Below are 24,083 nucleotides of genomic sequence, written 5' to 3'. Positions count from 1 at the left end.
TATTTAACCTATCAGCCCATTGATAAATTTATGTATATATGAGTTTCTATAAATTTATATGTACTTAAATTTATAAAAATAAATTATTTTCATAATATTAGGAGGACTATAAATAAAATGCCACATGATTTCGATGATTTAAAAAATATTGGAGATCCTCTAAAAGAATTATTTAATGATTCTAATAGTGGTTTTCAGGATCTTTCTTCTATAAAAGATGTTATAACTCCATTAAAAGAATTAACAAAAGACGATTCTTTTAATGAATTATCTTCATTAAAAGAAGGTTTTGCTCCTCTTAAAGATCTTAAACCTGGACCTAAACCTGGCCCTGGACCTAAACCTGGCCCTGGCAAAGATGGCAAAGATGGCAAAGATGGCAAAGGCAAGGACAATGATAAGGATGCTAAAGACGGCAAAGACAGCAATGATAAAGATGGTAAAGACGGTAAAGGCAAGGACAATGATAAGGATGCTAAAGACGGTAAAGAAAAAGACCATGATAAAGATGCTAAAGACGGCAAAGAAAAAGACACTGATAAAGATGGTAAAGACAGTAAAGACAAAGAGCATGGTAAAGATGCTAAAGACAGTAAAGACAAAGAGCATGGCAAAGATGGTAAAGGAAAAGATCACGAGGATAAAGACAATGACAAAAAAGGAAAAGAGCACTAACATTAAGAGAAATATAATAACATTTATAAAGAACGTGATTGACATTAATCATAGCGAAATTTCTTGCTACGATAGGTGAAGTAACAATATTCAAGCTTCAATTACTTCAATAAAAGTTACTTTAATTGATAAAAGGATATCCATTATAATATTATATATTTTTCTTTTAAATATTATATCTTTAATCTGTTAGAGGGCTGTTAATAATAACCACAGTCCTTTAACAATTATTATTTTTATAGGTATTATTCTGCCTATCTAGTTAACATATCTTATTATATCTCAATCGCTTATAACCTCATATAGTACTTACTTTTTTATTATATTCACAAAAAACTTCTCTGAAACTCTACATATATTTTATATTTTAAATATCTATATATGTATTAAACAAAAGATTGGAGGTAGTCACTTTATGGCTGTTATATTAATAATAGTTATAGCTATATATCTAGCTATGATATTCTCAGTTAAATATCGTACTGCGATAGCTACCTTAGGTATAGGAGCTTTACTTTTATATACAACTATATTTGAGGGATACTCTTTTGCAGATGCTTTTAAGTCATTTCCTTTTGAGATAGTAATATTAATCCTTACTCTTGCATTATTCTCCAAAATATTTGAAAATAATGGATTTTTAAAATTTATAGGAGATAAACTCAGTGAATTATCAAAAGGTAAAAAACTATTTATTATAATTGTTCTACCATTGGTTATGTATGCAACATCACTATTTATGAATAATTTAAGTGTAGTACTTTTATTTACTTTTATTTCTTTGACCCTTATACGAAAACTTAATCTCCCAGTTATACCTGTTTTGGTATCAGGGCTTATTGCTTCTAATATTGGAGGATGTCCTCTTCCTTGGGCTGATACTCCAGCGGTAATTATTACACTATATACAGACTTTACTATTATTGACTTTCTAACTAAATTATTTGTACCTTGTGCTATTTATGTTGTACTTCTTATACTATATACCATTATATGGACTAAATTTTCTAATAAAAATTCAGAAATTTGCTGTGATTCTAATTCCAAGAGCTTTATGCGTTACCATAAGCCAAAGAAATTCCCTAAACCACCACATCATAAGTCTGGAGTTGATATTCCCCCTCCACCTCCACCTCCACCTTATGAGCCAGCACCTCATATAAAGATTCAAATGAAAAATTCTAACTTTAAGAATGTTTATCTACCTTTAATATTATTTGCTGGACTTATTGCTGGTATTTGTATTGCACCTTTTTTCAATATCTCAATCTCTTATATCTGTATATTTTTCATGGGACTTACTATAATTTCTGTGGTAACAAATCCTGAAGAAATATTAAACTCACTTTCTATTAATGACTCTATAGTGTTTATTTCTTCACTATTTATGATATCAGGAATTTTAGAGCACTTTGGAATATTAAAGATTATAGTAACTTATATTCTATCTTTTACAGGTGATAGCAAAATTTTAATTCTTTTATGTATTTTATTATCTGCATTTATTATATCTACATTCCTTTCTGCTGGTCCTGCTACTGCAACTATTCTTCCTATATGCGTGCAACTACTTCCTGTAGTAGGTAGCAATTTTATATTTGCAGCTTTAGCTTTAGGTATATTAGCTGGAAGCAGTATGTTGCCTTGGTCTGCCACTGGTGGCCCGATAATGCTAAGTGAAGTGGATAGATATTTGCATCATTATGATATATCAAATGAAGAAGAAGTGAAAATAAAAGAAATTTATAATCTGAAAAAGTATGTATCTTTTTCAATACCATTTGCACTTCTTATGTTAATATGCAGTGCATTATATTTAATAGTATATATATCTATATAAAGTCTATCCAAAAGGTAACAAACCTTTGATGAATTATATATATTATTATATAAATCCTTAGTAATTATTAATGCTTATAAAATTTAATGTATTAACTTACTAATTAATATTTACTAAAAAATGTTTTATGATAAGGAAGATTTGTAAATAAACTGACTCAAATTTTGATATTTTTAATATTAAAGAAATATATCAAGAACCTAAAGGATGTTATTAAAAGTTGTTTTCAAATTCTTCCTATAATTAAATATTTTCTAACTTCATAAAAGAATTATAATAAATTTAAATGAAATAAGGTGAAAATATGGATATCATAGTATTGTTAATATTAATATTAAATAATAAATTAAGCCATAACTTATTTAATAGAACTAATAATTCTTTCTTTTTATTAGTTCTATTACTTTTAAATACTAAAGATAGAAATATTTCTTCTTCATCCCTAAAGAAAAAAACTAACTCTAATACTACCTCCTTCAATTCTAATAAATTTAATGCTAATGCCCAAAATAAAAAAAGAACCACTAAACAAAATAAAAAAACAGCTATTAACCAAACCAAAAATGAAATCATAAGATCAGTTAATAAAAATAAGAATACCCATAACAAAATTAATAATTCAAAAAATATTTCTAAGACTGTTGCATCTAATTATGATTCTATAAGTAGATCAGATTCTATTAATAATAAATCTCAAAATTACTATAGTAAAAATAATAAATTTAATACTAATAACTATATGTCCACATTAGATGAACATACTGAAAAATTTTCTATTAACCCTAAAATTGATAATTTTAAAAATACTTATAAAAAATCTATATTAAGCTCTGACTCTGTAATTAAGTCAGACTCTGTGAATAATAAAATTCAAACTAACTATAGTAAAAATAAAAATGATAAAATTAATTCTAATAGATTTGTACCTACATTAGATAAACACTCTAAAAAAGCTTCTAATAATCCTATAATTGATAACTTTAAAAATACTTCTGAGAATCCTACAGTTAATAACTTAAAAAATACTTCTGAGAAAACTACATTGAATTCTGATTTCACGACTAAATCAAATTCTAAACATAATTATATTGAAAATAACTATATTGCAAGTAATGAACTTAAAACTAATGAAATCGCATCTATATTAAATGAATACTATAGAGGTTCAACTGTCTCTATTGTAGTTCGTGATTTAGGAGTAATTACAGGAAATATTGTATTCAATCTCGACTCTGTAATTGCATTAAAGCTTAAAAATAATATAACTGTTTTTATTAATAAAGATTTAATTTCAAACTTCTTTTAGATACAAACTTTATAACTTAAATATCACAAAGGGACTGTTTTAAGACAGTCCCTTGAAATTTTATAATATTGAGCTTATATAATCTGCTGCTTTTATTACGTCCTTTTTTGATTCTTCATTAAGTGAGAATCTAATTCTTACTGGTAAATTAACATCTATCATACCAGTTGATTTTATTATTGAAGATGTACTTAAAACATCGGCATTAGTAGTATTTAAATAGTCTTGAATGATTTCAATAGGCTCACCACTCCATCCAAATGATCCAAATGCACAAGCTGCCTTACCTTCTAAGTTCATTTCAGGTAATTTCTTTAATATATCTTCAATTGAACCTATTAAGTCACCATATCTTGTTGATGTACCAAATAGTATTGCATCTGATTCCTTAATAGCTTCTATGATTTCTTCTTCATTGCTCTTATCAGCATTAAATATAGTTACTTCAATATCTTCTGCTTCAAATTCTTCCTTAAACTTTTCTGCAATTCCTTTTGTAGAATTTCTCATTGTTGTATAAACTATTGTAGCCTTCTTACCTTTTTTAGTCGCCCTACTTCTTTCATCATATATTGAAATATACTTTTCAACATTTTCATCTATTATATATCCATGTGATGGAGCTATCATATCAATATCTAAATTCTTTACTATAGAAATCATTGGTCTTACATACTTCTTATGTGGTGACATTATAAGATCATAATATACAGTGAAAGCTTCTGTTATATCTAACTCTGTTTTGCTTAAAAAATACTCTTTAGCTGTTAAATGTGTACTAAATATATCACAAGGGAATAATATTTTATCATCAATACAGTAAGTAATCATTGTTTCTTCTGTATGAAGATATGGAGTCATTCTAAATAGTAATGTTTTCCCTCCAATATCAAGAGTGTCTCCATCCTTTACAACTATAAAGTTTCTATCATGTAATTTGTATAATTCTTTTAGGTGATAAACAGCTTCTTCGCTACAAACTATAGTTGCATTAATAGCTTGTCTTGCCAGTCCACCTAAAGCACCTGAATGATCTGGTTCTGTATGATTTATTACTATGTATTTTATATCTTTTAGATCAATAAGTGTTTTTAAATTTTCTATATATTCTTTTGTGTATATTAAGTCTACTGTATCTATTACTGTTGGTTTTTCTGTCTTTAATAAATAGCTATTATATGTAGTTCCATCTTCTAATATTAATCTATGAAATGGTACCTTTCTATCATCTATAACCCCTACTGAATAAATATTATCTTTTAATTTAACTTGTCTTTCCATTACTATTCCTCCTAAACTGAGCAAATTCATTTGCTCATGCATCAATCTTATGTCCTTATTATAGTTAATGCTATTTATACTTTATGTGATTCAAAATAAAATACATAAAATAATTAATATTTAATATCAACTATTAAAAGTGAGCTTATACCAACTAATTTTCATAAATTTCAAAGAAAATAAAGATATCAAAAGCTAATATTATGATAAAAAAATTAAAACCTAGAAATTCATGAGCTATTTTAGATTAAAATATTTTTGTACTGTAAGAAAAGTTTAGTTATTATGTATATTCAAAATTAACAAAATATAATTTAATGGTTATTTAAATAAAAGGCAGGCCTACACTAGCTGTAAGCCTGCCTTTTATAATATGTATTTAAATTTTATTTAGCTATTAATCTTCCGAATTCAATACATCTAGCTTCATCTTCACCTTCTGGTAATTCTTTAACTGTTAGACCTTCAGCTATAAGTTCTGCACCATAAGATTCAATTCTTTCTTCTAAATCTTTCATCCATTCACCGTCGCCCCATCCCCATGAGCCAAATAGTGCAACTTTCTTTCCTGCTATCTTACCTTCTAAAGATGCTACAAAAGGTTCAACTTCTGTATCTTCTAGTTCTTCTGCTCCATATGCTGGACTACCAAATATAATAACTTCTTCGTCTTTTAAATAATCAACTGATATTTCTGATAGTTCAACTAATTCTGCTTTCTTTCCTTCTTCCTTAATACCCTTTGCTATTAATTCTGCCATTCTTTTTGTATTTCCTGTTTGACTCCAATAAATTATTTTCATTCTTCTTCTCTCCTACTTAATTTACTTAATTTCTAATTTAAATTTATAACAACTGCTTTTGGTCTAGTCATTGATTGAATTGAATATCTTATTCCTTGTGTTCCCATACCAGAATTCTTTACTCCTAAGAATGGGAAGTGATCTGGTCCTCTTTCAGTTTTATTATTAACTTGTACAGTTCCAACTTCTAACTTATTAGCTACATAGAATGCATCATTCATATTTTGTGTAAATACAGAACTTTGTAGTCCATACTCTGATTCATTGGCTGTCTTTATAGCCTCTTCAACATTCCTTACTCTTATTATTGGTAATACTGGTCCAAATGGTTCTTCCCAAGCTAATCTCATATCTAATGTTACTTTATCAAATAAAGTAGGTGTAATTAAGTTTCCTTCTCTTTCTCCACCCTTTAGTAAGACTGCCCCTTTTTTCTTTGCATCTTCAATTAATCCCATAACAAAATCTGCTGATTTTGAATCTATTAATGGTACTACATCTAAGCTTCCTCCATTTCTAAGAGGATTTCCTATTATTAATTTCTCCATTTCTTTAGATATCTTATCTACTAACTTATCTGCTACTTTGCCTAGAACTAAAACTCTCTTAACAGCTGTACATCTTTGCCCTGAATATGAGAATGCTCCAGCCACTATATTTTTAGCTGCTAAATCTAAATCAGCATCCTCTAAAACTATAGCCGCATCTTTACCCCCAAGCTCCATAAGAAGTGTCTTCATAGTAGTTATTTTTGAAATTCTTTGCCCTATTTCTGTACTACCTGTAAAGTTTACAAAATCTATATCCTTATGAGATACAACATAATCTCCTATTTCACTACCTCTTCCTGTTATTGTATTTATAACACCTGCTGATACTCCTGCTAAATCAAAAACTTTTGCTAAATATAATCCACTTAAAGCTCCTTGAGTTGCTGGTTTAAATACTACAGTATTTCCTGAAACTATAGCTGGTGCTATCTTAGAAGCTGCTAAGTTTACTGGATAATTAAATGGTGATATCGCAAGTACTACACCTACTGGGTCTCTATTTACAACTAGTACTTTATTCTTCTTGTATCCTGGGAAGCTATCTCCTGGAATACTTTCTCCTTCAATATTTTTAGCTGAATCTGCTGTAAATCTTATGAAATCAGAAGTTCTAACAATCTCTGACTTTGCACTCTTTCTATCTTTTCCGATTTCCATTACCATAAGATCAATTAATATCTCTTGATTTTCTAATAATATATCTGCAGCCTTATATAGAATTTCACATCTTTCATTTAAAGGCATATCACTCCATGATTTTTGTGCGTCTTTAGCTCCTTTTATAGCTTTATCAACTTCTTCTTTTGACATAGCTTGAACTTTTCCTATCACCTCTTTATTTAAAGGTGACTTTATCTCAATTAAGCTACCTTCACTTGGAATCCATTTCCCATTTAATAAATTCTTAAATGTATCCCCATTTTCTTTTATCGTGTTTATCATATTTATCACTCCATTTATAATTTTCTTCTTAAGTTGTACTGATATGTTTTTTCCAAAACTTAATTTATGAGCTAATTATAAATGCTAATCTTTCTTAAAAATATGATCCAAAATAAAAACTGAAAATTTATATATAATTTCTTAATCCATCTTCATCTAATACACGTATTTGTTTTATTTTCACTATTTTTATTAAGCCTTCTTCTTCAAAACTTCTAAGCTTTCTACTTAAAGTTTCTCTAGTTACACCAACACAGTTTGCCATATCTTCTCTTGACATTTGGATTTTAATTTCATTTTTATCTCCATTAACTTTATCACTTTTTTCTAATAAATCTATTAATAGATATGCAACTCTTGAGTCTGCATCATTTGTAGCTAAGTTTTGTGCTAAATTTTCCATATTAGCTAACCTTTCTCCTACGCTTTGTAATAACTTTATTCCTATTTGAGGATTCTTAATTATTATCTTTTTCATTTCTTCATTGCTAAGAATACATATCTTAGTATCTTTTATTGCTTTAGCACTAAAGTTATGGATAGAGCTATTTACTAAGTTCAGTTCTCCAAAGAATTCACCTTCAGATAATATATGCAATATTTGCTCTTTGCCATCTCTTGTATATTTATATAATTTAACTTTTCCTTCATTAACAAAAAACATATTGTTTGCTATACTTCCCTCATCAAACAATATTTCACCTTTTGAATATTCCTTATGATTAATACTCTTTACTATCTCTGAAAGTTCATCACAATCTAAATTTTCAAATATAGGGACTTTGCTTGCACAGTACTTTCCTCTACATTCATTACAACAATTCACACAATTACTATTCATATTAACCACCTTTTCATAAATTATTTTAAAAATCACATAAAGAGTAATCAGATTTAATTCCTAATTACTCTTTATCCTTAATCATATATTTTAATTATATCCTTTATTTAGTTTTAATTACGTAACATATATTACAGTATTATTTTGTTATATCATCACCCTTATCAAACATTTCAAAGTTTATATCTTCTTTATTTATTCCCATAGATACTAAATTCCTATACACACATCTCATAAATTCTGTTGGTCCACAGAAGTAGAACTCACTATCTTTATCTAAATTCTCTTCCATCCACTCTCTACTTATTCTTCCGGATATACACCCAGAATTATTTGCTTCCTCTTCATTAGCTCTTGTATAGAATATAGTACTTTCTATATTAGTATTTTCCTCACATAACTTTTCTATCTCATCTTTAAAACTATGGTTTTCTAAGTTTTGTGTGCTATATATAAACTTTACATTCTTAGAAGTATTAGCTGCTTCATATGCCATAGTCAGCATTGGTGTTATACCTATTCCTCCTCCAATTAGAACAACATTTCTATCGTTATCTTTTAAAAAGAAGTTTCCAAGTGGCATAGTAATCTCAACTGTATCCCCTTCATTTACTTCATCAACTAATACTTTGCTGACGTATCCATTTTCTTCTCTCTTTACGCTAATTCTATAAAAATCATCTTTGTGATTTATAGATAAAGTATATTGCCTTGGCTTTGTATATGTATTATCTTTATTTTTAACTCTTATTGCTATGAACTGACCTGCTAAGAACTTAGGTAATTTATTATTATCTAAATCTTTTATGTAAAATGAGTATATTCCAGTGCTTTCCTCAATTTTCTCTACTACTTTAACTTCTTTAAATCCCTTCCACTTTAAGCTTTCCATTTTAAGTACCTCCAATTATATTTCACTGCTTTTTCGCATTTGTCATCATTATAACTACAGGTATAAAAAAATAATGTGATTTAAAATAAAAAGCAAGTAGAAATTCTACTTGCTTAACCCATTTACTTAGCTTAACTATAATCTTACTATGCGTGAGAACATGATATTTATACACTCTACCCTCTAGTTAATATTTTTGTTAAGCACTATTATTTTAATATCTATAACTCCCTTTACTTTGTTTTATCAGTAGCCTTTTTTATAGCCTTGTTAACTTCTTGGTCAACAGATTCTTGATAGATGTCAGCATACGTTTTTGAATCTTTAATTAGATCGTCGCAGAAAGCCGCTACATCACTGCCAGTCACTTCCAGCACACCTTTTCCTAAGGCTGCACCTTCTTCAAAAAGATCAACAATCCCAGATAGCAAACCTATCCCTTCATTTAGCTCAACAGGACCGACCTTAAATAGATATTTTTGAATCTCTTTATAAACAATTTGATAATCTTTTGGGAGCGCTTTGACACGTGCCATATGTGCTCGCCACTCTTTTTTGCCTTCGATGATATCTTGTATTCCCATTTTATCCTCCTATTCACCTAATTTTTTAGCGATATTACTATTGAGTTGCTTGCGCCACTTGTCTCTAAAAGTCTTTGCTCCTTCTTCTCCAACCAGTGCAGAGCAGAAGCCTTTGATATCATCACCCAAAACCTCTTGTACACTCTGCCCGTCAGTAGCAGTTTCTTCTAGCAAGCCAAGCACACCATCAAGGATTGGCATGAGGTTGCGACCGCTGAAATCTGAGTACTGCCAAAGATTAGCCTTAATTTTTTCCCATGCCACTTGATAGTCAGCTGGTAGCTTTTCGGCTCTCAAGTCAAAATTTTTAAGTTCTTTAGTCATGTCACTCCCAGTAATTTTTTCCCAAAAATTCATTATTTCCTCTCCTTTAATTCGTTAATTTTTGTTGAAACAAATTCCCATTTTGCCCAGAACCTCTTTAGCTCTTCACGTCCCGCATCATTAAGGGTAAAAAACTTTCTCGGCGGTCCTATATCGGATTTCTTTTTTGTAATGTCCACCAATTTATTTTTCTCAAGTCGCACCAAGATAGTATATACTGTCCCATCTACAACATCTGAAAATCCGAGAGCATTCAGCCTCCTAGTAATCTCATAACCATATATTTCTTCATGACTGATAATTTCAAGAACACAGCCTTCAAGTACCCCTTTTAACATCTCTGTTATATTTTCCACTAAAATCGCCCCTTCACTATATAGTATTACTTATTACTACTATATAGTATAACTTAATAGTGTTAGTGTCAATATTATATAATTATTTTTTATGTTTAATTTTAGCAATTAGATTTAAAATAATACTAAAGCTGAAAACAAACAATTTATAATAAAAGTACATACTATACTTTTCTATACCTAAATACGATTATTTTAAACATTTGTATAAAAAAATTCCCTAAGACCTTAGTCTTAGGGAGCATTAATAGAGTTCTTAGTGTTTTATCACCTAGAAATTCTTATCCTTTAGGATAAAACACATTTCAATATTCACTTAAAATCCGTTAAACCTTCTATTTTTAAAGTATCATCTTACTCCATTGCTCTGCATGAGATAGACTTTCATACTAAGTTCAGCTATCACTTTACTAAGTTTTTAATTCCTATTTCTTAATTAGCCTTACAATCGTCTCAGCGTGAGGAGTGTTAGGGAACATATCCTTAACTCTTGTCTTTTCTATCTTGTATCCAGCTTCAGTTAATCCCTTAAGATCATTTACTAGAGTCTTAGGATTACATGATACATATACAATTTCCTTTGCATTAAATCTTATTACATATTCTAATGCCTTAGGACTTACTCCACTTCTTGGTGGATCTAAGATTATAATGTCTGGCTTATCCTTAACTTGCTTTATAGTCTCAGCAACATCACCAGCTATAAAAGTACAGTTATCAAGTCCATTAAGCTTTGCATTTTCACGTGCAGCTTCAACTGCTTCTTCGATAAGTTCAAGTCCTATAACCTTTTTAGCCTTAGGTGCAACTATTTGACCTATAGTTCCTGTACCACAATAAAGGTCAAATACTACTTTATTTTCTGAATCTCCCATGAATTCTCTAACTATACTATAAAGGCTTGCTGCCCCTTTAGTGTTAGTTTGGAAGAATGAGAATGGTGATATCTTAAACTTTAATCCTAAAAGTTCTTCCATTATATGATCTTTGCCATAAAGAAGATTAACTTTTTCAGGTATTACTGCATCTGATAATGAATCATTTTCAGTATGAAGAATTGAAACTAATTCACCATCAAAGTTTAATCCTTTAATTATATTAACCCACTCTGTTAAATCAAAATCAACTTGTGTTGTTGTTACAAGATTTACTAATAATTCACCAGTATTTTTAGCTTTTCTAATAACTAAGTGTCTTAAGAATCCTTCTCTCTTCATTACTCTATAGTAAGGAAGTTCAGTTTTTCTAAAGTACTCTACTGTAGCTTTTATAACTTTTCTAAAATCTTCATCTACTATTTTACATTGATCAACGGTTATAATACCAAAGCTTGCATTTTTCATGTGCATACCAAGGCAAAGTTCTCCGCCTTTATATTCATCACCAAATGTAAACTCCATTTTATTTCTATATTCCCATTGATCATCACTTCCAGTTACACCCTCATACTCTCCAGTTGTAACTTCAGCATCTTTAAATAATTCAAGAACTTCTTCACTTAAAAGTTCTAATTGTTTTTCATAAGTAAGGTTCTGTGATGAACATCCACCACATATTCCAAAGTGGGGACATTTTGCTTCTATTTCATAAGGTGCCTTTTCTAAAACTTCTAAAAGTTTAAGTTCTATAAAATCTGCTCTGCTCTTTTTAACTCTTCCCTTTATTGTTTCTCCTGTGAAAGCATTCTTAACATATACTTTCTTATCCTCCTGAGTTCCTACACCTACTGATGGGAATTCAGTTTTTTCTATTTTAACTGTAATTTCTCTTGCTCTTCTTCTGCCCACTCTTTGTTTCTCCTATTCTTTAAATTATCCGATTCCTAATATTCTCTTTCCAATAGTTCTTTTATTCTTTGCTTCAAATAAAGGTAAGTAGAATACATTAACTATTACATAAATTATAAGTAAGACTGGTGTTGGTTCAGCTACCATGTAACCTATAAATCCTATTAATAAATCAAATACTAATAATAGAATTGCTGATACTCCTAATATTACTGCTTGATCTAAGATATTTGAAAATAATTTCTTTATAAATGATGGATTTGCATCAACTTCTACAATAATTTTCTCTTTATTTTTCTTACCTTTTTTATTATTTTTTTCTTCAGTTTCTTCCTCATCAGTTGATTCAACTATGATATCCTCTTTAACTTCTTCTTCTTCAGAACCTTCTTCTTTCTTTAATTCTAAACTCTCTACTACTTCTTCTACATTAGTATCTTCTTGATTATTAATATCCATACCTTCTTTTTTACTCATGATAGTCCTCCTAAATTAAATTTGTTTAATTATTTTATTATTTTATTCCATCATCTGTATTCTGAGTGAATTTATATACCTTAGTTGATAAAGTATATACTATATAATCTTTACTTACTGCAAACTCCTCAGCTAATCCATTAATATTATCTTTTATTATGCCTTCTTTTTTATCACTCTTAATTATATCCATTATCTGCTTGTTTATATCATCATAATTTCTATCTTGAGCACCAGTCATAATAGCTGCATATTGAGCTATTGAAGTATCTCCTAGATTGAATTTATCATCTTTTATTGCCCCTTCACCATCAAATTTAAGTGAAAGTTTTAATTGTAATCTTCCTGAATCTTGTGCGTCTCCTAAAAGTTGTGATTGGAACTGCATACTCTCAAGTTTATTCGCTTCTGGATCTTTGTTATCTAGATATATTGATTTAACATTAGCTGTAACTCCATCTATTTGTTCGACCTTATCTTCTTTTTTATAATCTAAACCAAATTCTTTAGTTTTATCTTCAATAGAAGTCATTAAACTATTACTCTTATCAACGAATTCATCATGAGTGAAATCTCTAATCCAATCCCCTTTTAAATCTTTAAATTGCTCTTGATTATCTATATTAACTTCTGCTTTTTTTGTACTTTCATCTGCAGTCTTTTGCTTTTCATTACTACCACATCCTGCTAGTGAAAATAATAATGTAGTTGTTATCACTAGACCTATAATCTTTTTAGTCATATATTTACCTCCTAAATAGACCCTCTATTATTGAAATTTGTTCATATTTTTTAATTATAACATTCTTGCTGCTATTCTTACAACATTACGCGTCTATTTTCAACTCTTTTTGTTATTTTCCTACAATCTAACTCTTCTAAAAAAGCTAAAGCTATCTTTCTATTTGTTTTTAAGATATCCCTACATTCTCCAAGAGTTATCTCGCCTTTATCCTCTAAATACTCTTTTACTTTTAATACTCCATAATTAAAGACTTCCACTTTTATTATCACATCATCATTTAACTGAAGTATCTCCCCCTCTTGCTCTAAAATATTTATAATTTTCTTGTACTCTAATTCATTAATATTATTGCTCTGTTTTATAAAATCTAAATTAACATTTATAAATCCAGTTTCAAGCTCTTTTAATAAATCTCTTCTAAAGTTTTTCTGATTTAAATTTAATCTTCTCTTAAAATTAGATAATGAGATTATTTCCCCGGAAATTGTCATAACTTCGTCTTTATTTAATAACTTTAAAATTTCATTGAATTCTTTAGATTTAATATCCTTTTTTATTATGATTTTCCTTAATGATTCTTTAGGCATTCCAATTTCTAATGGATTTTTATTATGATAATCTGAGAGTGACTCTAATAATTCATCTTTTATTATACCTAACTGCTTAACTGAGAATATAATATTTTCCTTACAATTTTCAATAACTTCTATTTTTTTCCTAGAAAGTAATTTTTCTATAGCCTTTTCTATATTAGTTTTATTAGAATCATTCATATTAATTAGTTCACTTGTATATAAAAAGTCTTCTTTTCTCAATCTATCTAATATATTATCTTCAAGGCTCCCCTTTTCTTTTAATATAATATTATTTAAATATAAATGATTATTTCCTCTTATCTTATTTCCATTAGGCTCAATTACTCTTCCTCCACCAATATTATACATAGGAGAATAATTTCTTAAGTAATAGTAATCTCCCTTTTTACTTACTACCCCTTCTTCTAATCGTATTTGTACATACTTTTTATTTTCATCAAGAATATATATTCTTCCCATAACTTCTTTTGTTCCATGATAGACTCTAACTCTCTGTCCATTCTTTATATTATGTACTTTATTATTAGTTATATTAAAGGAACAATCTAGTATAAATGATGATTCCATATCTTCTTCACTGCTTATTACTTCGCCACGCTTAATATCATCTTTTGCTACTCCAGTAAGATTAATTGCGCATCTTGTCCCTGATCCTCCTATTATCTCCTTCTTCCCATAGCTTTGAATCTCTCGAACTCTTACAATTCTTTTTGATGGATATAGCTTTAATATATCTCCCTCTTTTACTTTACCTTCAAGAGCCGTTCCAGTAACTACAGTTCCAGAACCTTTTACAGTAAATACTCTATCTATACACATTCTAAATGGGAGATTATCTAAATTATTTTCCTTCTTATTATCTAAGGTTTCCTCAAAAAACTCTATTATGTCTTGTATACCTTCTTTTGTTTTTGTTGATGTTTTTATTATTCTTGAATTTTCTAATACGCTCCCTTTAAAGGCTTCCCTTATATCATCAATAATTAACTGAATAAGCTCCTCATCGCTTTTATCACACTTTGTTAAGGCTATTACTCCATTTTTTATATTAAGTCCATTTATTATTTGTAAGTGTTCTATAGTTTGGGGCATTACCCCTTCATCAGCTGCAATTACAAATAATACTGTATCTACTCCAGTTATACCTGCAATCATATTTCTTATAAACTTTTCATGACCTGGAACATCAACAAATGCTACTCTTCTATTTGACTTAAGTATTAAATCAGTAAATCCTAAATCTATTGTTATTCCTCTTCTTTTCTCTTCTTCTAACCTATCAGTATCAACACCTGTAAGTTCTTTAATTAAGGATGTCTTTCCATGATCTATATGTCCACAAGTTCCTATCATTAATGTCTTCATATCTTTTCTCCTATATTTTTAAAGGCGTCCTTTATTACTTCTATATCATCAAGTATAAGACATCTTCCATCAATAATAATCTTTCCTTTGCTAACTCTAACAACTATTGGTATATGATTTTTTCTAAGTTCTTCTTCTATTACATGTTCCTTTAAAAACTCACTATTAATCTTTAAAACATATGTATCAAGCTCTAAAAGTGGCAGGGAACCTCCTCCAACTAAAGACTTTTCCAAGCCTTTTTCTATATTAAACTTATCCCCTAAAAATGATAATTCTTTAATTAATAAATCAATCTTATTTCCTATATCTTTAAGTGGCATAGTTAACATATTTATAGTTGGTATATTAAAACTACACCCCTTAACATATTCCTTAAGGGTTCCTTCAAGAGCAGCTAATGTAAATTTATCAACTCTAAGTGCTCTATTTAATTGATTTTTCTTAATCTTTTCTATCCACAGCTTTTTACCTACAATTATTCCACACTGCGGACCACCTAAAAGTTTATCCCCGCTAAAGGTAAGAATATCAACGCCATCTTCTATGCATTCTCTAGCTGTCTTTTCATCCGATGCTCCGTATATACCTAGCCTTTCAATAAGACCACTTCCTAAATCTTCGATTATAGGTATATTATATTTCAAGCTAATATCTACAAGTTCTTTAGATTTTACCTCCTTTGTAAAACCTAATATTTTATAATTTGATGTATGCACTTTAAGTATTGCACCTGTATCTTCACTTATTACTTCCTCATAATCCTTAAGATGAGTTCTATTTGTAGTTCCGACCTCTACAAGCTTTCCCCCACTTAATTTCATTATTTCTGGTATCCTAAAGGAACCTCCAATTTCAACTAGTTCTCCTCTTGAGATTATTGCTTCCTTATCTTTACATATTGTATTCAAGACTAGTAACACCGCTGCTGCATTATTATTCACAACCAGTCCATCCTCTGCACCTGTCAAATACTTTATATCTTCAATTACATTCTTATATCTACTTCCACGTTTTCCTGATTCTAAATCATATTCTAAATTTGAGTAATGACTTGCTGCTTTAATTAAAGCTTCCTTACTACTTTCTGATAATATTGATCTCCCAAGGTTTGTATGTATAACTATTCCTGTTCCATTTATAACTCTTTTAAAATTCATATCATCTAATAAACTAATACTCCTTTGAAATTCCATTAAACATTCTTCTTTCAAAGAAAAAATGGAGGAAGTGTCCTCCATTTTTAAAATTCTTTTTCTTATAATGTCTATGGAGAGTCTTAATTTTTCTACAACTAAATCCCTTGGTAATCTATTAAGATACTTTTGAACCTCTTCTTCTTTCAAAAGAGTATCAACCTTTGGTAATCTTCTTAATAGCTCCATATAAAACTCCTCCGTTAAACTTTTATTTGACAACTATATTGTATTCTTCTTTTTCTATTACACGCCCTACTACCCAAGATTTTATACCTTTTTCTTTGAATTCTTTTAGAATATTATTTCCTACCTCTTCACTACAGGATATAAGCAGTCCTCCTGATGTTTGAGGATCAAATAATATATCTTCAAGCCAATTTGGAACATCATAAAGCTTATAGCTATTACTAATATAAGCTTTATTTTGATAAGCACCTTGTGGTATAAGCCCAAAGTTTGCATATTCCTTTGCTTCTTTTATGTAAGGTATACTTTCTTTGTGAATCTCAAAAGTAATATTTGATCCTTCAGCCATTTCATTTACATGACCCATAAGACCAAATCCAGTTATATCAGTACAAGCTGTAATATCATATTTTCTTATAACTTCTCCAGCATATTTATTAAGAAGTGCCATCCATTTTATAGCTTCATCTAAGCCTTCCTTTGATGCCATCTCTCCTTTAGCTGCAGTATTTATAATTCCTACTCCTAAAGGTTTTGTAAGGATTAATATGTCACCTGGTTTAGATCCACAATTCTTTAAGATTTTGTCTGGATGCACTACTCCTGAAACTGAAAGCCCATACTTTGGTTCATCATCTTGAACAGAATGACCTCCAATTACAACAGCACCAGCTTCTAATACCTTATCTGCACCACCTCTAAGGATTTTTCCAAGTATACTTCTATCTAAGCAATTAGGGAAGCATACAATATTTAATGCTACTTTTGGCTCTCCTCCCATTGCATACACATCACTTAACGAATTTGCAGCTGCTATTTGTCCAAAGGTATAAGGATCATCTACAACTGGTGTAAAGAAATCTAAAGTTTGAATAAGTGCTATATCATCACTTAATTTATATACTGCCCCATCATCTGAGGTATCAATTCCTACTAATAAGTTGTCATCTACCATACTTGGTATACTTTTTAAAATATCTGAAAGAGCACCCGGCTCTATTTTAGCTGCTCAACCGGCAGTCTTTGCGTAATTGGTTAACTTAATCATTTATGCCACCCCTTCTCTAAAGGTCTATATATTTATTGTACATCATGATTATAAAATCTCAAAATACTTTATACTGAGATAGAGTCCTTTATCTTTAAGAAGGTTCCTTCACCAATTCCACTTACATTTTTAATATCTTCAATAGATTTAAAGCTCCCATTTTCCTCTCTGTAGCTTATTATAGCTTTAGCCTTGGATGGTCCTATACCATTTATTTTAGTAAGTTCACTCTCATCTGCTGTATTTATATTTATTATTCCATTGTTATCATTGCTACTATTTAAAGTTCCATTACCTGATATAGTAGGTATAGCTTTTTCTTTAGAATCCTTTTTAGATTCTTTAGCCTCTGCGCTTTCTTCTTTACTTGGTATTACAACACATTTATTATTTGTAAGCTTTTCAGCTCTATTTACTAAATCTAGCGATGCTTTGTCAGTAAGCCCTCCTGCTTCTTTTATAAGATCTTCTACTATACTTCCATCATCTAGATAGTATACTCCTTGATTTTTAACTTCTCCTTTTATATCGACTGCTATTTTATTATCTTTAAGCTTTATCGTTTCTCCAGTTTCTTTGTTTTCTTCTTTTAATACATTTTCTTTATTACCTTTTGCTGTTTTATCTTTAGAATTTACACCTTGAGAGCTATTATCTAAGTCGTAATTATTCTCTTCAACAAAAATACTATCATTATTATTTTTGTTAAGTTCTCCTCTACCATTAAATAAGTAATTTATAAAAAATCCACTTCCTAAAATTATAAGTATAGCTATTAATCCAATACTCTTCTTTTTTGTATCCATATAAAATCTCCTAGTTTTTTTCTAGATTATTAACATTTTTTAAATAATATATGATACAATTGTGGAAAATAAAAGAACTTTTTGTTAAAATAAAAAAGTCAAACTTAATAATAAGGAGAGCTTATGAGTAAAAAATTTAAATCTGTGGTAAAATTTCTATTTTTTATACCTATTTTCTATAGTTTAATTTTAACTAGTGCAAATGCACAAGAAGCCCCTCCGAAGCTAAATGCAGAATCTGCAATATTAATTGATAGTAAAACTGGTCAAATTTTATATTCTAAAAATGATGATGTTAAACATTTTCCTGCTTCTACAACTAAAGTTCTTACAGCATTAGTTGTACTAGAAAATACAAAGCTCAGTGATATTGTTACAGTAGGAGCTAATCCTCCTTTTGCAAAGGGCAGTTCAATTGGCTTAAAAGAAGGAGAAAAGTTTAGTGTTGAAACACTTCTTACAGGCCTTTTACTTGAATCTGGTAATGATTGTGCCGAAGCTTTAGCGGAACATGTTGGAGGATCTATTGAAGGATTTGCAGAAATGATGAATAAAAAAGCAAAAGAGATCGGATGTAAAAATTCTAATTTTGAAAATCCAAGTGGATTACCAGATGATAAGCATGTATCAACCGCTTATGATTTAGCGTTAATATTAAACGAAGCGATAAAGAATCCTGATTATGTTAGAATTTCAAGATTATTATCTGTAGAACTTCCACCTAGTAATTTAGATGGAGCTAAGAGATGGGCTAACAATCATAATTATTTAATCAATCCAAATTCTAAGTATTATTACCCTAATGCCTTTGCTGGTAAAAGTGGCTATACAGATGTTGCTAGACACACCTTTGTTATATCTGGTAAAAAAGATGATCAGGTGTTAGTTGCGGCATTTTTGAAGGCAGAAGATAAAGATGCAAATTATAAAGATATGGCAAATCTTTTAGACTATGGCTTTAATAATTTTAAGGATTATAAGTTATATTCTAAAGATCAAGAGATTGATAATATAAAGATTACAGATAATATTAATATGCCTATAGTTATTGATAAGGATGTATTTTTTACTGCTGAAAAATCTAATTTAGATGGTATAAAACCTACTTTAGATTACAAATTACCTAGAATGATAAAAAAGAAATCACTAAAAAAAGGTGATGTAATAACAACTGCTAAAGTCATAGTAGATGGAAAAACTGTATCTGAAGTTAATCTATTAAGTGGAATCGATAGAGAATATAATTTTAAGATAGCAGTATCAGAGATGATTACAAATAATTTATTTAAAGTTATATGTATATCAATAGTCATACTTATAATTTTAATTATTATCAGAATTATTATAGTTAGAAATAGAAGAAGAAAGAGAGCTTTCTATAAAAAATTAAAACGTGATAAGAAGAAAAAAAATATTTATTAATATAAAAAGCATCAACTACTTTATAGTAATTGATGCTTTTTAATTTATTTAATCTTCTCTATTAATTCCTTGAAATCATATGGAAGATCTGCTCTTAAGCTTAATGGTTTTTCAGTTTTTGGAGATTTAAAATCTAATCCATATGCATGGAGCGCTTGCCTATTTATAAAGTCTTTCTCTTCATCTCCATCACCGTATAAGAAGTCTCCATATATAGGATGACCTAAATGAGATAGATGAACTCTTATCTGATGCGTTCTACCAGTTTCAAGTAGACATTCAACTATATCTCCATCTTTAAAGCTCTCTAGAACTTTATAATGAGTTATACTTCTTTGTCCTCTATCATCTACAACTCTCTTTATACTATCAAATCCATCACCTTCTTGAGGTTTGTATATTGGAAGGTCTATAGTTCCCTCTTTTTCTTTTAAATTTCCATGGACAACTGCAATATATCTTTTTTTAATATTGTTCTTCTCCATCTCTTTTGATAGTGCCATATGTGCAAATTGATTTTTTGCAATTAAAATAAGTCCTGAAGTATTCATATCTAGTCTACTTACAAGTCTTACTATACAATTCGATCCAGTTTCCTTAAAGTAATTTATAACCCCATTAGCTAAGGTTCCTGATTGATAGCTATTTGTAGGATGAACAACTAGAAATGGTCTTTTATTCACAACTAGTATTTCCTCATCTTCATATACAATATCTAAATCCATCTTTTCTGGGGTAATGTCTTGGCTTTCTTCTCTATCCAAGTTTATCTTTAGGTTATCCCCTGTAGATACCTTAAAATTCATTCTAACTACTTCATCATTTACAAATATTCTTTGTTCCTTGGATGCTCTACTTATAAGTCTTGATGAAAAGTTTAACCCCTCTTTTAAGTATTTTCTAATTTTAACTCCATCATATTCTGATGGGACAGTTTTTTCTAAGGTACTCAAAGCTTAAAGTCCTCCTAATTTATAAATCTTAATAATTTTTAGCATCATTTCCAAGTATAACTATTACATCATACCCTGTATCTGCGTACTTTGAATTAATACTCTCATAATCAGTTATTGATTTAAAATTCTTTTTAAGAGAATTCTTTATATTGTCATTGTCGACCATGATTACACTCTTGTCTCTAAGGTCTGTATTTCCTGTATCAACATTTTTATAACCAAGTTGTTTAAGTTCTATTTGATAAGTTGCTGCAAGTCCACTTATTTTTGTTGCATTTAACACCTTTATTCTTACATCTTCAGGCTTTATATCTGCACTTCCAGTATCTGATGAGTTAAGTGCTTTTATCAAATCTGCATTTGCTTCTTTATTAAATATAAAGTAAGACTGCCCATCTATCATCTTAGAGTCTCCTTTAACTGTAGTCATCTTAATATCACTTGGCTTTAATGTCGCTAATTTTAGTGCATATTTGAACATTGTACTTCCAGTCATATTAGTCTCTACATTTTGCTCTACTGCTCTAAGTATTCCTGGTATCTTGAATATTATCGCTGGACTAGTACATTTCTTAACAACTTGCTCTAAGAATGCGTGTTGATTCTTTATTCTATCTATATCTCCATTTGGAAGACCTGTTCCATCATTGTTTTTTCTCCATCTAAAGAATTCTTCTGCCTTCTTACCATCTAGATGAACCGTTGTTCCTTTTTTGAAGTCAATACGAAGATTTTGAGACTTATCAGTGTAATCCATGTTGTGTTCTATTTTCATATCAACTCCACCAATTGCATCAATAAAATCTCTGAAGCCTTTATAATTTACTTTAGCTAGATAGTTTATTTTAACATTTAATAATTGCTCTACTTCTGTTATTACCCTTTGGTCTCCTCCAATTGGATAAGCAGCGTTCATCTTCCATCTACGCCCATTTATAGTAATTAGAGTATCTCTTGGTATTGATACTATATTTACCTTCTTAGTTTTAGGGTTAAAGTTTATAAGCATCATAGTATCAGTTCTTTTAATAGCCTCGTCATTTGGATTATTTACATCTCCAACATCCATTCCTAGAAGTAAAATATTTACGGTTTGATCCATAGGAACCTCTACTGGTGCTATCATCTTATCTGTGCTTATATTGTTAACAAGTTTTGCTATTCTTACTCCACCTATTAAGAGAAGTATTAAAAGTGCTGCAATTATTATTCCAAATATTTTCTTAAATGATATTCTCTTTTTCTTCTTTTTCTTTGATAAATTCTTTTTTGAATTTCTACTTTTATTTTGTAAATTGCTAGGTGCAGCTTTTCTAGATGGATTCTTTCTACTTTCAAAGTCTCTATCTGTAAAGCCTTCTTGTGATCTTTTTGGAGAGTCAACTCTTCTTCTTGCATCATCAGCAGGAATGTATCCTTCATCTAAACTTCTCCTACTTACTTTTTTTCCCCTTTTTAATTCTTCATTTCTTTTTGCAATACGTCTTTTTCTTCTTATAGCTTCTTCTCTTTCACTTTCATTCCTTTTTCTTCTCGAAGAATCCATAGACCTTCTATCATCCGTCAAATTTCCTACACCCCATCTCCATTATAAATTTAAGTTATACTTTTCTTCTATTTAATATTAAATAGTTTCTTGCCTTAACAGTATTTAAATCTATAAGCTGTCCTTTAGATAATAAGTATTTTATAGTATGATTCATACCCATAAGAACTCCTTCATCTAAATTCTCTAAAACCTTCTCTCTTATTTCTTCAACCCCATCATAAACTCTTGATGGTTCAATCATATCTGCAATATAAATAATCTTATCTAGAGTACTCATATCTTCTTTTCCAGTTGTGTGCCATCTCATTGCTTCAAGCACTTCTTCATCATCTATATTAAACTTTTCTTTAGCAAGTACTCTTGAAACAATCCCATGCCAAAGCTCTGGTGTTTTTTTCTCATCCATTGTTAATTCTATATTATTCTTTTTAATAATACTCATTAATTCTTCAATTGTTAAATTTTTGCCTACATCATGACATAATGCAGCTAGTACTGCTTTATCTTCATCTACACCATTTAATTTAGCTAATTTTTTGGCTGTAGATACAACTCCTAATGTATGCATATATCTTTTTGGTCTTAAATTTTCTCTTAAATAATCATAAATATAAGTAATTTCCATATTAGTTCCCCTTGCCATAAAGCTTCTCTCTTTCAATAATTTTAAGTACCTCTTTTGGTACAAAAAAGTCCACTTTTTTGCCTTCCCTAATTCTTCTTCTAATATCTGTTGATGAAATTTCTAAATCTAATATATTTAAAAATATAATTCTTCCATTATATTTTCTTTCAGCTTCTTCTTTTTCTTTCTGTAAATCTTCTTCTTTGAAACCTGGTCTTGTAAATACAACAAAATTACAAAGAGAAAAAATCTCACTTACATTTTTCCACTTATCTAAATCAACAAGGCAATCTGCACCTGTTATAAAGTATAGCATCACATCATCACTATTAAAGTGCTTTAATGTTTTATATGTGTAACTGAGTTCCCTTTTTTCTATTTCATAATCTGAAACCTCAAAATCCTCAAAATCTTTAATAGCTTCTTTAACCATTTCATACCTTAAAGAAGCCCCCGTTACATTACTTAAAGTTTTATGTGGGGGACTTCCATTTGGTATAAAGATCACCTTATCTAAGCCTAATTTAACTTTTGCCTCATAAGCTATATAAAGATGTGCATTGTGGATAGGATCAAAGGTTCCTCCAATAATCCCATACTTTTTCATCTATTATTGGTTTTTAAATTTTCTTGGTATCTCTATTTTTGGTTTCTTTGAAGATCTTTTATATAAAACTATTTTACTTCCGATTGCTTGAACGCCCTCACATTTTATTTCTTTACATATAAAATCTGAAGCTTCTCTTGCAGTAAATCCACTATTTTCTAAAACTTTTATCTTAATAAGTTCTCTAGCTTCTAGTGCATCTCTTACTTGCTTTAAAAAGCTATCCTCTATTCCATTTTTACCAATTTGGAATATTGGTTGCATATCGTTAGCTAAGCTTCTTAAATAAGCTCTTTGTTTTCCTATTAGCATTCTTGTTC

24 protein-coding genes are annotated in these 24,083 nt (G+C 29.4%); 4 read left to right on the top strand and 20 right to left on the bottom strand.

Going from position 1 to position 24,083, the window contains the following annotated elements; translation table 11 throughout:
• Positions 1-117 precede the first annotated feature (117 nt).
• From ACQPUW_RS00965 to ACQPUW_RS00955, 3 genes are all read left to right on the top strand, one after another.
• Positions 118-675, top strand: coding sequence for a hypothetical protein (locus tag ACQPUW_RS00965; protein WP_430835632.1), 558 nt, complete (start codon positions 118-120; stop codon positions 673-675).
• A gap of 415 nt (positions 676-1,090) precedes the next feature.
• Positions 1,091-2,515: an SLC13 family permease gene (locus ACQPUW_RS00960; protein WP_430835631.1), complete on the top strand. Its 1,425-nt coding sequence runs from the start codon at positions 1,091-1,093 to the stop codon at positions 2,513-2,515.
• Positions 2,516-2,819: 304 nt separating this feature from the next.
• Positions 2,820-3,821 (top strand): hypothetical protein, encoded by a 1,002-nt coding sequence (locus ACQPUW_RS00955; RefSeq protein ID WP_430835630.1) that lies wholly within the window; start codon positions 2,820-2,822, stop codon positions 3,819-3,821.
• A gap of 60 nt (positions 3,822-3,881) precedes the next feature.
• Here the strand turns inward: ACQPUW_RS00955 and ACQPUW_RS00950 are convergent, their stop codons facing one another.
• The 15 genes from ACQPUW_RS00950 to ACQPUW_RS00880 form a co-directional block, all read right to left on the bottom strand.
• Complete coding sequence (locus tag ACQPUW_RS00950; RefSeq protein ID WP_430835629.1) at positions 3,882-5,102, bottom strand: FprA family A-type flavoprotein; 1,221 nt, start codon at positions 5,100-5,102, stop codon at positions 3,882-3,884.
• 386 nt (positions 5,103-5,488) lie between these two features.
• A complete protein-coding gene (locus ACQPUW_RS00945; protein WP_430835628.1) occupies positions 5,489-5,905 on the bottom strand; it encodes a flavodoxin in 417 nt (138 codons plus the stop codon).
• Between the two features lie 32 nt (positions 5,906-5,937).
• Positions 5,938-7,398, bottom strand: coding sequence for an NADP-dependent glyceraldehyde-3-phosphate dehydrogenase (locus ACQPUW_RS00940; protein WP_430835627.1), 1,461 nt, complete (start codon positions 7,396-7,398; stop codon positions 5,938-5,940).
• 127 nt (positions 7,399-7,525) lie between these two features.
• Positions 7,526-8,239 carry a Crp/Fnr family transcriptional regulator gene (locus tag ACQPUW_RS00935; RefSeq protein WP_430835626.1) on the bottom strand — a complete coding sequence of 238 codons (714 nt, stop codon included), beginning with the start codon at positions 8,237-8,239 and terminating at the stop codon, positions 7,526-7,528.
• 139 nt (positions 8,240-8,378) lie between these two features.
• On the bottom strand, positions 8,379-9,131 hold the full coding sequence (locus ACQPUW_RS00930) for an FAD-binding oxidoreductase (protein WP_430835625.1): 753 nt from the start codon (positions 9,129-9,131) through the stop codon (positions 8,379-8,381).
• 233 nt (positions 9,132-9,364) lie between these two features.
• A complete protein-coding gene (locus tag ACQPUW_RS00925) occupies positions 9,365-9,715 on the bottom strand; it encodes a DUF1048 domain-containing protein (RefSeq protein WP_204596261.1) in 351 nt (116 codons plus the stop codon).
• 9 nt (positions 9,716-9,724) lie between these two features.
• Positions 9,725-10,072: a DUF1048 domain-containing protein gene (locus ACQPUW_RS00920; RefSeq protein ID WP_430835624.1), complete on the bottom strand. Its 348-nt coding sequence runs from the start codon at positions 10,070-10,072 to the stop codon at positions 9,725-9,727.
• Complete coding sequence (locus ACQPUW_RS00915) at positions 10,072-10,395, bottom strand: PadR family transcriptional regulator (protein ID WP_430835623.1); 324 nt, start codon at positions 10,393-10,395, stop codon at positions 10,072-10,074. Before ACQPUW_RS00915 ends, ACQPUW_RS00920 begins: the two co-directional genes overlap by 1 nt.
• Before the next feature lie 425 nt (positions 10,396-10,820).
• Positions 10,821-12,182, bottom strand: coding sequence for a 23S rRNA (uracil(1939)-C(5))-methyltransferase RlmD (rlmD, locus tag ACQPUW_RS00910; protein ID WP_430835622.1), 1,362 nt, complete (start codon positions 12,180-12,182; stop codon positions 10,821-10,823).
• 24 nt (positions 12,183-12,206) lie between these two features.
• Positions 12,207-12,659 carry an RDD family protein gene (locus ACQPUW_RS00905; RefSeq protein WP_430835621.1) on the bottom strand — a complete coding sequence of 151 codons (453 nt, stop codon included), beginning with the start codon at positions 12,657-12,659 and terminating at the stop codon, positions 12,207-12,209.
• Between the two features lie 37 nt (positions 12,660-12,696).
• Complete coding sequence (locus ACQPUW_RS00900; RefSeq protein WP_430835620.1) at positions 12,697-13,401, bottom strand: LptM family lipoprotein; 705 nt, start codon at positions 13,399-13,401, stop codon at positions 12,697-12,699.
• Between the two features lie 77 nt (positions 13,402-13,478).
• The gene (gene selB, locus ACQPUW_RS00895; RefSeq protein WP_430835619.1) at positions 13,479-15,365 is read right to left on the bottom strand and encodes a selenocysteine-specific translation elongation factor; all 1,887 of its coding nucleotides are present in this window, start codon (positions 15,363-15,365) and stop codon (positions 13,479-13,481) included.
• Positions 15,362-16,750 carry an L-seryl-tRNA(Sec) selenium transferase gene (selA, locus tag ACQPUW_RS00890; protein ID WP_430835618.1) on the bottom strand — a complete coding sequence of 463 codons (1,389 nt, stop codon included), beginning with the start codon at positions 16,748-16,750 and terminating at the stop codon, positions 15,362-15,364. Before selA ends, selB begins: the two co-directional genes overlap by 4 nt.
• 22 nt (positions 16,751-16,772) lie before the next feature.
• Complete coding sequence (gene selD, locus ACQPUW_RS00885) at positions 16,773-17,798, bottom strand: selenide, water dikinase SelD (protein ID WP_430835617.1); 1,026 nt, start codon at positions 17,796-17,798, stop codon at positions 16,773-16,775.
• 68 nt (positions 17,799-17,866) lie between these two features.
• Positions 17,867-18,604: a helix-hairpin-helix domain-containing protein gene (locus ACQPUW_RS00880; RefSeq protein WP_430835616.1), complete on the bottom strand. Its 738-nt coding sequence runs from the start codon at positions 18,602-18,604 to the stop codon at positions 17,867-17,869.
• Between the two features lie 123 nt (positions 18,605-18,727).
• On the opposite strand from ACQPUW_RS00880, the gene ACQPUW_RS00875 reads away from it, so the two are divergent.
• The gene (locus ACQPUW_RS00875; RefSeq protein ID WP_430835615.1) at positions 18,728-20,026 is read left to right on the top strand and encodes a D-alanyl-D-alanine carboxypeptidase family protein; all 1,299 of its coding nucleotides are present in this window, start codon (positions 18,728-18,730) and stop codon (positions 20,024-20,026) included.
• A gap of 44 nt (positions 20,027-20,070) precedes the next feature.
• On the opposite strand, the gene ACQPUW_RS00870 is transcribed toward ACQPUW_RS00875, so the two are convergent.
• Genes ACQPUW_RS00870 through yhbY form a run of 5 tightly spaced genes read right to left on the bottom strand, consistent with a single transcriptional unit; the run spans position 20,071 to position 24,075 of the window.
• Positions 20,071-20,979 (bottom strand): RluA family pseudouridine synthase, encoded by a 909-nt coding sequence (locus tag ACQPUW_RS00870; protein ID WP_430835614.1) that lies wholly within the window; start codon positions 20,977-20,979, stop codon positions 20,071-20,073.
• 28 nt (positions 20,980-21,007) lie between these two features.
• The gene (locus ACQPUW_RS00865) at positions 21,008-22,549 is read right to left on the bottom strand and encodes an LCP family protein (protein WP_430835613.1); all 1,542 of its coding nucleotides are present in this window, start codon (positions 22,547-22,549) and stop codon (positions 21,008-21,010) included.
• Positions 22,550-22,583: 34 nt separating this feature from the next.
• On the bottom strand, positions 22,584-23,156 hold the full coding sequence (yqeK, locus tag ACQPUW_RS00860) for a bis(5'-nucleosyl)-tetraphosphatase (symmetrical) YqeK (protein ID WP_430835612.1): 573 nt from the start codon (positions 23,154-23,156) through the stop codon (positions 22,584-22,586).
• Position 23,157: 1 nt separating this feature from the next.
• The gene (gene nadD / locus ACQPUW_RS00855) at positions 23,158-23,763 is read right to left on the bottom strand and encodes a nicotinate-nucleotide adenylyltransferase (RefSeq protein ID WP_430835611.1); all 606 of its coding nucleotides are present in this window, start codon (positions 23,761-23,763) and stop codon (positions 23,158-23,160) included.
• Between the two features lie 3 nt (positions 23,764-23,766).
• Positions 23,767-24,075 (bottom strand): ribosome assembly RNA-binding protein YhbY, encoded by a 309-nt coding sequence (gene yhbY / locus ACQPUW_RS00850; RefSeq protein WP_221861177.1) that lies wholly within the window; start codon positions 24,073-24,075, stop codon positions 23,767-23,769.
• Between the last annotated feature and the right edge of the window lie 8 nt (positions 24,076-24,083).

This window comes from Clostridium sardiniense, from assembly GCF_050584765.1.
GTDB lineage: Bacteria > Bacillota > Clostridia > Clostridiales > Clostridiaceae > Clostridium > Clostridium sardiniense_A.
This window is presented reverse-complemented; position numbering and strand designations above follow the sequence as displayed.